This window comes from Citrobacter sp. wls757 (genome assembly GCF_005280935.1).
Classification (GTDB): domain Bacteria; phylum Pseudomonadota; class Gammaproteobacteria; order Enterobacterales; family Enterobacteriaceae; genus Citrobacter; species Citrobacter portucalensis.
The window spans coordinates 29,022-37,029 of record NZ_SZWU01000065.1 but is presented as its reverse complement, the minus strand read 5'-3'; the positions used below and the strand labels follow the sequence as shown (position 1 = coordinate 37,029).

Sequence of the window (8,008 nt, the reverse complement as noted above, 5' to 3'; positions counted from 1 at the left end):
GGCGGTCGCCTTTGCCAGCGTGGCGCGTCAGGATGTGGAAAACGCCCGCCTGATGATCCCGTCCCTGGTGCAGGCGCAACAGCTTAATGACGAGCAAACCCAGGAGCTGCGCGACATTGTTGCCTGGCGCCTGATGGGCAATGACGTCACCGACGAGCAGGCCAAATGGCGTGATGATGCGATTATGCGCTCCAATTCCACCTCGCTTGTGGAGCGTCGCGTGCGCATGGCGCTGGGAACCGGCGATCGTCGTGGCCTGAATACCTGGCTGGCACGTCTGCCAATGGAAGCAAAAGAAAAAGACGAGTGGCGCTACTGGCAGGCTGATCTGCTGCTGGAGCGCGGACGTGATGCGGAAGCCAAAGAGATCCTGCACCAGCTCATGCAGCAGCGTGGTTTCTATCCGATGGTGGCGGCACAGCGCCTGGGCGAAGAGTACGAGCTGAAAGTGGATAAAGCGCCAGCGAACGTTGATTCTGCGCTGACTCAGGGGCCAGAAATGGCACGTGTACGCGAGCTAATGTACTGGAACATGGATAATACCGCGCGCAGTGAATGGGCGAATCTGGTTACCAGCCGTACCAAGTCCGAGCAGGCTCAGTTGGCGCGTTACGCGTTCAACAATCACTGGTGGGATCTGAGCGTTCAGGCGACGATCGCCGGTAAGCTGTGGGATCATCTGGAAGAGCGCTTCCCATTGGCCTATAAAGATCTGTTTACCCGTTACACCAGCGGCAAGGATATTCAGCCAAGTTATGCGATGGCGATAGCGCGTCAGGAAAGCGCCTGGAACCCGAAAGTGAAATCACCGGTCGGCGCCAGCGGGCTGATGCAGATTATGCCGGGCACGGCGACGCATACGGTGAAAATGTTCTCGATTCCAGGTTACAGCAGTCCGAGCCAGCTACTGGATCCTGATACCAACATCAACATTGGTACCAGCTATTTGCAGTACGTATATCAGCAATTCGGCAATAACCGCATCTTTGCGTCGGCAGCCTATAACGCCGGTCCGGGACGCGTTCGCACCTGGCTTGGCAATAGCGCTGGCCGCATTGATGCTGTGGCGTTTGTCGAAAGTATTCCATTCTCAGAGACGCGTGGTTACGTGAAGAATGTGCTGGCTTATGATGCGTACTATCGCTATTTCCTCGGCGATAAACCGGAGTTGATGAGCGACGCAGAATGGCAACGTCGTTACTGATCGTGTCGATTGTGTTATGCTATCGTACTCGTTAAAGAGTACAAAAGGGGGAAGCAAGCACGCTTCCCCCGCAACGATGGCGATATCTTATGACTCAGCAATCACCCTATTCAGCAGAGATGGCAGAACAACGTCACCAGGAGTGGTTACGTTTTGTCGATCTGCTTAAACACGCCTACGAACAAGATTTACACCTGCCGCTGCTCAATTTGATGTTAACGCCGGATGAGCGTGAAGCGTTGGGCACGCGTGTGCGTATCATTGAAGAGCTGCTGCGCGGCGAGATGAGCCAGCGTGAGCTTAAAAACGAGCTCGGGGCGGGGATTGCCACTATTACGCGGGGGTCGAACAGCCTCAAATCCGCACCGGTGGATTTGCGTCAGTGGCTGGAGCAGGTGTTGCTCGGGAAACATTGATCCGCCGGATGCGGCTTTGCCTTATCCGGCCTACGATTGAACATCCGGCACAATGCTATAAATACACCGCGTTATGAAACGGGCTGAGCGCCAGAATCACCGCCTGGTGATAGACGCTTGAGCGCGTCAGCTTGCCCGCGGTAAAAACGCCGATTGCGCCTTCTTTACGGCCAATTTCATCAATACCCGTATAGTCCGACATCACCGGGCCGAGTGCTTCACCTTTACGGACTCTGTCGAGAATGACAGTAGGCAATGGCAGCGTGGCTGAACGGGCTTCACCGCGCTGAATGCCGTTATCAATCACCACCCAACTGAAGGTGGCGTCATCGTCAATTCCTGCTTCAATGGCGACCCAGAAATCAGCCTGCGGGTGCAGGCGGCGAGCGTTATCAACGCGATTTCGTGCGCCAGTGCGCGTTTCCTGGTTTCCGAAAGGTTGTTCCGGCACGCCACTCTCGACGGCGACGGGTTCAATATGGCAGGATCCTTCCCCGAAAATCTCTTCAAATGCCCGCAGAATTGCCTGAATTTTGGCAGGATTGGTGGTCGCAGAGATAACCTTGTGCATAATTAAGCTCAGTTTGAAAATTCATCGCAGAGTCTACTCAAAGTATGACGAGTATATAACGGAAAAAAAGCATGTTACAGGTATACCTTGTTCGCCATGGCGAAACGCAGTGGAACGCCGAGCGACGTATTCAAGGCCAGTCAGACAGCCCACTAACCGCTAAAGGTGAACAACAAGCCATGCAGGTGGGAGAACGCGCCCGCTCGTTTGGTATTACGCATGTCATCAGTAGCGATCTTGGTCGTACACGACGCACCGCAGAAATCATCGCCCAGGCCTGCGGCTGTGATATCACCTATGATTCTCGTCTGCGTGAGCTGAATATGGGGGTGCTGGAAAAACGTCACATCGATACGCTGACGCCAGAGGAAGAGGGCTGGCGTCGCCAGTTGGTGAACGGCACGGTGGATGGTCGTATTCCGGAAGGGGAATCGATGCAGGAGCTGAGCGATCGCGTCAATGCGGCGCTGGCATCCTGTCTGGCGCTGCCGCCTGGAAGTCGTCCACTGCTGGTCAGCCACGGTATCGCGCTGGGTTGCCTGGTGAGCACAATTCTGGGATTACCGGCATGGGCTGAACGTCGCTTGCGTCTGCGCAACTGTTCAATTTCTCGCGTTGATTACCAGGAAAGCTTATGGCTGGCGCCGGGATGGGTCGTTGAAACGGCAGGGGACATCTCACATCTGGACGCCCCTGCGTTGGATGAACTACAGCGCTAGCGGCGAATCGGAATCAGGAATTCGCAGCGCAGGTTGATCGGGCGATCTCCCGCTTTGGCATCTTCTGCCGGGTAGTATCGCTCGATATCCTGTCCTTTACGGCGCGTCAGGTTCAGCATTGGCATGCATGTGCCGTAAACCGTCAGGATAAACTCTTGCACGCCGGTTCCCAGCCCTTCGTAGGTAAACATCACGTACTCGCCACCCTGTAACAGGATAGGCTGCGCCGACGGCACATAGCCATTGGCCTGTTCCGGCGTCAGTGCTGTGGTGTAAAACACTTCCTGTTCGTCGTCTTTTTCAATGCTCGGACGCGTTTCGTTAAGCCCGTACAGCACTGGCGGGATCGCCGGAGCCTGAGCAAGGAAGTCGCGCCAGAACTGAATACGCATTTCATGACGGAAATCTGAAATCTGTTCCAGCGAGCAGGAATAGCTTTGCGTGGTGCCGAGCAGTTGCGTATCTTCCAGGGTGACAAACTCGTGCGCAGGCATCGCAAATTCACCCAGTCGCATTGGCGGGCGAATACCGAATGCACTCCATTCGGGTGAACGGCGATACAGCGCTGGTGTCTGCGAAAATTGTTTCTTGAATGCGCGAGTAAAAGTTTGTTGAGAGTCGAAGCGATATTGCAGCGCAATATCCAAAATTGGACGCGCAGTCAGGCGCAGCGCCACTGCGGATTTCGATAAACGACGGGCGCGGATATAGGCGCCAATAGCATGGCCCGTCACGTCCTTAAACATTCTCTGCAGGTGCCACTTGGAATAGCCCGCTTTTGCCGCCACATTGTCAAGCGACAAAGGCTGATCCAGATGACCTTCCAGCCAGATTAATAGGTCGCGAATAATGCCAGCCTGATCCATAAAATATCCTCATCCTTTCAACAACGAGTACCTGACGTCAGGTATGAGGATAATAGCATTTTTTGCTGTTTTAGCATTCAGTGTTTTTTTTGCTCATAAGTGCTTTTTTCGGACATACGAAAGCGTGATTATTGTAATCCTGTGATCTGTATACATTTTATCTTAGAATGTTTAATAATTACGCAGAACAACTTTTAAGAATGGTAACAATATGAAATATAAGAGCTTAGTCATTTCCTCAATTCTGCTGATGTTGTCGCAGGTCGCCCATGCGGAGCAGATTGGATCTGTCGATACGGTGTTCAAAATGTTTGGGCCGGATCATAAAATTGTGGTCGAAGCGTTTGACGATCCGGATGTTACCAATGTGACCTGTTACGTGAGTCGTGCGAAGACCGGCGGCATCAAAGGTGGACTGGGGCTGGCGGAAGATACCTCCGATGCCGCCATCTCTTGCCAGCAGGTTGGGCCGGTAGAACTGAGCGACAGAATCAAGAACGGTAAAGCTCAGGGCGAAGTGGTATTTAAGAAACGTACCTCGCTGGTGTTTAAATCTTTACAGGTCGTGCGTTTTTACGATGCGAAACGTAATGCGCTGGCCTATCTGGCCTATTCAGATAAAGTGGTCGATGGATCGCCCAAAAATGCCATTAGCGCGGTACCCATCATGCCGTGGCGGCAATAACAAGGAAGCACAATGCAACAGCCGTTGATCTGGTTGGTTGAGGATGAGCAGGGAATCGCTGATACGCTTATCTACATGCTGCAACAGGAAGGGTTTAGTGTAGAGGCGTTTGAGCGCGGATTTCCCGTGCTGGAGAAATCTCGCCAGCAATGCCCTGATGCCATCATTCTGGATGTCGGGCTACCGGATATCAGTGGTTTTGAACTGTGCCGACGTTTACTGGAACGCCACCCGGCGTTGCCGATCCTCTTTCTGACCGCGCGCAGCGATGAAGTGGATCGCCTGTTGGGGCTGGAAATTGGCGCAGATGACTATGTTGCCAAGCCTTTCTCGCCGCGTGAGGTGTGCGCTCGTGTGCGTACGCTGCTGCGGCGGGTGCAAAAATTCTCCACGCCTTCATCGACGACGCGCTGTGGGGATTTTGAACTTAATGAGCTGGCCGCGCAGATTACCTGGTTCGACATGCCGTTGAACCTGACGCGCTATGAATTCCTGCTGCTGAAAACATTGCTGATGTCGCCGGGACGTATTTACTCTCGCCAGCAGCTGATGGATTTAGTCTGGGCAGACGCGCAGGATACCTTTGACAGAACGGTTGATACTCACATCAAAACGCTGCGTGCCAAGCTGCGGGCTATCAATCCGGAGCTTTCCCCCATCAATACACATCGCGGTATGGGATACAGCCTGAGGAACTGCTGATGCGCATTGGCATGCGTTTGCTGCTCGGCTATTTTCTGATTGTCGCGGTCGCCGCCTGGTTTGTTCTGTCGATCTTTGTGCAGGAAATTAAGCCAGGCGTTCGTCGGGCGACCGAAGGTACTCTAATTGATACCGCCACGCTGCTGGCTGCACTGGCGCGTGATGACGTGCTCTCTGACTCACCGGCTAACGGCAAGCTGGCGCAGGCATTTGCGCAGCTGCATAACCGCCCATTTAACGCCAACATCAGCGGCATTAACAAAGTGCGTAATGAATACCATGTCTACATGACGGACGCGCAGGGCAAGGTGTTGTTTGATTCAGCTAACCAGGCCGTCGGTCAGGACTACTCCCGCTGGAACGATGTGTGGTTAACGCTGCGTGGGCAGTATGGTGCCCGCAGCACGCCGCAAAACCCGAACGATCCGGAAAGCTCAGTGATGTACGTTGCCGCGCCGATCGTAGACGGTGGGCGTATTATCGGCGTGCTCAGTGTCGGCAAACCAAATGCGGCGATGGCACCGGTGATTAAACGCAGTGAACGGCGAATGCTGTGGGCCAGCGCCGTATTGCTGGGCATTGCCCTGGTGATTGGCTTCGGGATGGTATGGTGGATAAACCGATCCATTGCCCGGCTGGCGCGTTATGCCGACTCCGTTACCGAGAATCGCCCCGTCCCACTGCCTGATTTAGGCAGCAGCGAGTTACGCAAACTGGCGCAGGCGCTGGAAAGTATGCGTCTGAAGCTCGAAGGCAAGAACTACATTGAGCAGTATGTCTACGCGTTAACGCATGAGCTGAAAAGTCCGCTGGCGGCCATTCGTGGCGCGGCAGAGATATTGCGCGAAGGCCCGCCGCCAAACGTGGTAGCGCGTTTTACCGATAATATTCTGACGCAAAATGCGCGCATGCAGGCGCTGGTCGAAACTTTGCTGCGCCAGGCGCGACTGGAGAATCGACAGGACATTACGTTGACGGCGGTGGAGGTAGATACGCTTTTTGCTCAGCTCAAAGAGGCGCGTAGCGTGCAGCTGGCGGCAAAAAACATTACGCTGACCATTCTGCCTTCATCGCTTAGCGTCGCTGCCGATCCCGCGTTACTGGAGCAGGCATTGGGGAACTTGCTCGACAACGCTATCGACTTCACGCCACAGGGCGGGACGATTACGTTGAGCGCGCATCAGCAGGAGGAGCTGGTCACATTGCAGGTTACCGACAGCGGTAGCGGGATCCCTGATTTTGCGTTGCCGCGTATTTTTGAGCGCTTCTACTCGCTGCCCCGCGAGAATGGACACAAGAGCAGCGGTTTGGGGCTGGCGTTTGTCAATGAAGTTGCACGACTGCATGAAGGTACGGTGACATTATCTAACCGACCAGAGGGCGGCGCCCAGGCCTCGTTTACGCTTCACCGTCACTTCACATAACTTCAAATTCTCCGCACATAGCTGTTCTACCTTACTGATATTGCAAAGGAGAACGCTATGTTTAAATCACCCCTGTTTTGGAAAATCGTCACCTTAGGCGGCGCCATATTATTGCTGTTAATTCCACTGACGATGGTCAGGCAGATAATCGTTGAGCGATCGGATTATCGTGATGAAGTTGAAGATGCTATTCGTCAGAGCACCAGCGGGCCGCAAAAGATGGTCGGGCCGCTGATTGCCGTCCCGGTGACGGAACTGTATATCGAGCTGGAAGGCGACAAACAGATCCAGCGTAAGCGCAGCTATATCCATTTCTGGCTGCCGGAGTCGTTGGTGGTTGAGGGGAATCAGAACGTTGAAGCGCGTAAAATCGGTATTTACGAAGGCCAGGTCTGGCACAATGACCTCTCGGTGAAGGCCGAATTTAACGCTGAACGCTTGCGCGATTTAAACCATCCCAACGTCAGCGTCGGCAAACCGTTTATCGTGGTTGGCGTGGGGGATGCGCGCGGGATTGGTGTGGTGCAAGCGCCGCAGGTCAATGGGGAATTGCTGGCCGTTGAGCCAGGGACGGGGCTGGATGGGGGAGCTCAAGGGATCCACATACCGCTACCTGACGCGAGCTGGGCGGAGCAAAACCTGAGCATGGTGCTGTCGTTGAATTTGAGCGGAACCGGAGATTTCTCCGTTGTTCCGGTTGGCCGTAACAGTGAAATGACTTTAACCAGCAACTGGCCGCATCCCAACTTTCTGGGGGATTTCCTCCCGGCGAAGCGCGAAATAAGCGAGTCAGGATTTAAGGCCCAGTGGCAAAGCAGCTGGTTCGCGAATAACCTCGGCGAACGCTTTGATGGCGAAAAGATTGGCTGGAAGGGAATGCCTGCATTTAGCGTTGCCGTCGCCACGCCAGCGGATCAGTATCAGTTAACGGACAGGGCTACCAAGTATGCCATCCTGCTGATTGTACTGACCTTTATGTCTTTCTTCGTGCTTGAAAGTATGACCAGCCTGCGTCTGCACCAGATGCAGTATCTGCTGGTGGGGCTATCGCTGGTGATGTTTTATCTGCTGCTGCTGGCATTGTCTGAGCACATTGGGTTTACGGCGGCGTGGATTACGGCAAGCCTGGTAGGCGCGTTAATGAACGGGGTGTATCTGCAGGCGATATTACAGAGTTGGCGGAACAGTATTTTATTCACCGTGGCGCTGCTGGGGTTGGATGGGGTGATGTGGGTGCTGCTACGTTCACAGGACAGCTCTTTACTGCTGGGAACCGGCGTGCTGTTGGTCGCGTTGTGTGGCGTGATGTTCCTGACGCGTCATCTTGACTGGCACTCGCTGGCACAGCCAAAACCAAAGCCGACAGAAATTCCGGAGCCTCTGCCTGCGCAGAGTGACGAGTTTCGCTTATGGAAATAGGG

At 54.2% G+C, this 8,008-nt stretch carries 9 protein-coding genes; 7 read left to right on the top strand and 2 right to left on the bottom strand.

What is annotated here, in order from left to right; all coding sequences use genetic code 11:
• On the top strand, window positions 1-1,204 hold a 1,204-nt coding region (gene sltY / locus FDW94_RS24500; RefSeq protein ID WP_249358631.1), incomplete at its 5' end, for a murein transglycosylase.
• A gap of 89 nt (window positions 1,205-1,293) precedes the next feature.
• Complete coding sequence (gene trpR, locus FDW94_RS18510) at window positions 1,294-1,620, top strand: trp operon repressor (protein WP_008786138.1); 327 nt, start codon at window positions 1,294-1,296, stop codon at window positions 1,618-1,620.
• A 55-nt stretch (window positions 1,621-1,675) separates the two neighbouring features.
• On the opposite strand, the gene yjjX is transcribed toward trpR, so the two are convergent.
• On the bottom strand, window positions 1,676-2,191 hold the full coding sequence (yjjX, locus tag FDW94_RS18505) for an inosine/xanthosine triphosphatase (protein ID WP_008786139.1): 516 nt from the start codon (window positions 2,189-2,191) through the stop codon (window positions 1,676-1,678).
• A 71-nt stretch (window positions 2,192-2,262) separates the two neighbouring features.
• Between yjjX and gpmB the strand changes: the two genes are divergently transcribed.
• Complete coding sequence (gpmB, locus tag FDW94_RS18500) at window positions 2,263-2,910, top strand: 2,3-diphosphoglycerate-dependent phosphoglycerate mutase GpmB (RefSeq protein ID WP_137378064.1); 648 nt, start codon at window positions 2,263-2,265, stop codon at window positions 2,908-2,910.
• Here gpmB and robA read toward each other — a convergent pair.
• Window positions 2,907-3,776, bottom strand: coding sequence for an MDR efflux pump AcrAB transcriptional activator RobA (gene robA, locus FDW94_RS18495; protein ID WP_048214985.1), 870 nt, complete (start codon window positions 3,774-3,776; stop codon window positions 2,907-2,909). The genes gpmB and robA overlap by 4 nt on opposite strands.
• A gap of 211 nt (window positions 3,777-3,987) precedes the next feature.
• Between robA and creA the strand changes: the two genes are divergently transcribed.
• From creA to creD, 4 genes are read left to right on the top strand one after another with little or no spacing between them, the layout of a single operon-like run.
• A complete protein-coding gene (creA, locus tag FDW94_RS18490; RefSeq protein ID WP_137378063.1) occupies window positions 3,988-4,461 on the top strand; it encodes a protein CreA in 474 nt (157 codons plus the stop codon).
• A gap of 12 nt (window positions 4,462-4,473) precedes the next feature.
• Window positions 4,474-5,163 (top strand): two-component system response regulator CreB, encoded by a 690-nt coding sequence (gene creB, locus FDW94_RS18485; protein WP_032942323.1) that lies wholly within the window; start codon window positions 4,474-4,476, stop codon window positions 5,161-5,163.
• Window positions 5,163-6,587, top strand: coding sequence for a two-component system sensor histidine kinase CreC (gene creC / locus FDW94_RS18480; RefSeq protein ID WP_032942324.1), 1,425 nt, complete (start codon window positions 5,163-5,165; stop codon window positions 6,585-6,587). The genes creB and creC overlap by 1 nt, the downstream gene beginning before the upstream one ends.
• Window positions 6,588-6,644: 57 nt before the next feature.
• Window positions 6,645-8,006, top strand: a complete 1,362-nt coding sequence (creD, locus tag FDW94_RS18475) for a cell envelope integrity protein CreD (RefSeq protein ID WP_137378062.1) — start codon at window positions 6,645-6,647, stop codon at window positions 8,004-8,006.
• The last annotated feature ends 2 nt before the right edge of the window (window positions 8,007-8,008 follow it).